The 2,015-nt window shown below is 65.9% G+C and carries 4 protein-coding genes; 2 read left to right on the forward strand and 2 right to left on the reverse strand.

All coding sequences use genetic code 11. From position 1 onward, the window contains the following. On the forward strand, positions 1-159 hold a 159-nt coding region (locus ABD323_RS40685), incomplete at its 5' end, for a CorA family divalent cation transporter (RefSeq protein ID WP_344447149.1). A 132-nt stretch (positions 160-291) separates the two neighbouring features. Then, the gene (locus ABD323_RS40690) at positions 292-786 is read left to right on the forward strand and encodes a hypothetical protein (protein WP_184925799.1); all 495 of its coding nucleotides are present in this window, start codon (positions 292-294) and stop codon (positions 784-786) included. A 38-nt stretch (positions 787-824) separates the two neighbouring features. On the opposite strand, the gene ABD323_RS40695 is transcribed toward ABD323_RS40690, so the two are convergent. Together ABD323_RS40695 and ABD323_RS40700 are read right to left on the reverse strand one after the other, a co-directional pair. Continuing rightward, positions 825-1,718: an IS982 family transposase gene (locus ABD323_RS40695; RefSeq protein WP_184914609.1), complete on the reverse strand. Its 894-nt coding sequence runs from the start codon at positions 1,716-1,718 to the stop codon at positions 825-827. 57 nt (positions 1,719-1,775) lie between these two features. Then, a complete protein-coding gene (locus ABD323_RS40700; protein ID WP_184923972.1) occupies positions 1,776-1,919 on the reverse strand; it encodes a hypothetical protein in 144 nt (47 codons plus the stop codon). Positions 1,920-2,015: the final 96 nt, after the last annotated feature.

Genomic DNA, 2,015 nt, shown 5'->3' on the forward strand with positions numbered 1-2,015 from the left:
ATCTTCGCCGTCTCCACCATGGTCACCGGCGTGTACGGGATGAACTTCGACTACATGCCGGAGCTGCACTCCCGGTACGGCTACCCGATCGTGATGGCCGGCATCGCCGTCCTCTGTATCGGCATGTACCGGGGCTTACGCCGCAACGGCTGGCTCTAGACGAGTAGATCCGATGTGACGGTGGCCGAAGTCTCATGATCGCGCGGTTGAAGGGCCGGCCAGACCGATCAGGCCAATCACCTCGCGGTTATGGTTTGGTGGGTCCACCGAGGTCATGAAATGGAGGGGCTCATGACGGTCGAGCAACAGTGGCTGCTGGACGAGACTCCCTGGCCAGAGCAGGCCACCCTGGCTTACGGCGAGTTGGTGGAACTGACGACGCCGCATCCGCCAGTTCCGAGTCTGGGTTGGCTCGGGCCGGAGATCGTGGGCAGCCGTGGTGTGGTCGTTGGGTGTGTCATCAAGCAGGACGAGCGCGACGGCCACGTCGGGCCGATCTACTCGGTGGAGACCGAGGACGGCAGTCCCTGGGGGCTACGGCCGGAGTTCCTGATCCCCAGGGGACGACTCCATCCCGACATGCCGCCCCGCTATCGCAGCGACCTGCCCGACGGAACCCGCGTCCGAATCCGCACTGAGTCGGACTCACCGAGCGAGACGACGGAAGCTGTCGGGGAGGTCGCCGGGGTCTGGTGGACGACGTCCTTGGAGCCACCGAAGGGCTACATCGTGCAGGTTGGCGACCACGAATACTGCGTGACCCCAGAGCAGGCCGAGGTCCTCTGACTCGGCGAGAGCCTGCCTGCGGTCACTGCCGGATGCCGTCAGTGGTCGAACGCGATCAGCGAGCGCGTGGCGGGTGCGCCGGTCCGGTTGTTGTGCCAGATGGCGGTGGCCATCGCCAGGACTCGCTGGGCCACCCGGATCGCGACGCCCTCGAAGGTCCGCCCGCCGTGTTGTTCCAGGTCGAGCTGCCCTTTGAGGGTGTCGTTGACCGACTCGATCAGCTGGCGGACCTTCTTGAGCATCGGCTCGCCGAACCGCTTCTTCTCGCGTTTGAACGAGGGCCGCAGCAACTCGACGCCGAGCTCGGCGAGTTCACGCTCGAATGTCTTCGAGGCGAAGCCCTTGTCCGAGATGAGCACCATGCCCTCGCGGCGGGCGACCAGCTCCGCATCGACTTCGAGCATCGCGGCCAGCACCTCCCGCTCATCCAGCTTCGGGTTCGCCAGCGCCCACAGGATTGGCATGCCGGCCGGCGTGCACACGAGATACAGACGAAGGCCCCAGAAAAAGCGGGAGTGAGAGGCGCAGTAGCCGTAGCCGGCCCAGCCCGCCATGTTCGAACGCTGGACGGTCGGGCGCGACATGCCGCACGGCACCGGCGTGGAGTCGGTGATCCACACCGTGTCCGTCCAGAAGTCGCTATCCCGGGCCAGTTCCCGGATCACGCGCTTTACCAGCGGCAGTGCCGAACGGAGTCGCTTGTTGTAGCCCGCGCGCTGGGGAAGGTACGGGAACATGCCGGACAGGCGCTTGTGCGCGTAGCGCAGCCAGCGGGCCTCGGAGTGGTACCCGAGCAGGGCCTGGGCCACCGCGAGGCAGACGAGTTCAGAGTCGCTGAGCAGGGGCGGGCGGCCCAGCCATCGCGTTCCTCCGATCTCGTCGTCGATCTTCACGTAAAGTGCGGTCAAGAGGGTGTTCAGGTCGGTCGTCACAAACTGATCTTGGACGCCCTCGACCCTTTGGCGGGACCGAACTTCGGATCTACTCGTCTAGTGGACGTTGTTCTGCACGGGGCGGCAGGCCGGGGCTTGCGGGCACTCGCACGGCGGGTACTCCTTCATGCCACTGAGCGAGTAGCCGTCCTCGAAGAACTGCCGGTTGGAGCGGACGATCGGCGGACCGTCAGGCCGCACGCTGTACACCTTGATCGAGATCCGTGAGCTGTCCGCGGTGGTCGGCATCGTCGCCCTCCTCCTCGGCGGGGTAGCCGAACAGCTCCCTGTCGCCGT

The sequence above is a fragment of the Kitasatospora nipponensis genome (genome assembly GCF_039528135.1).
GTDB classification, from domain to species: Bacteria; Actinomycetota; Actinomycetes; order Streptomycetales; family Streptomycetaceae; genus Kitasatospora; species Kitasatospora nipponensis.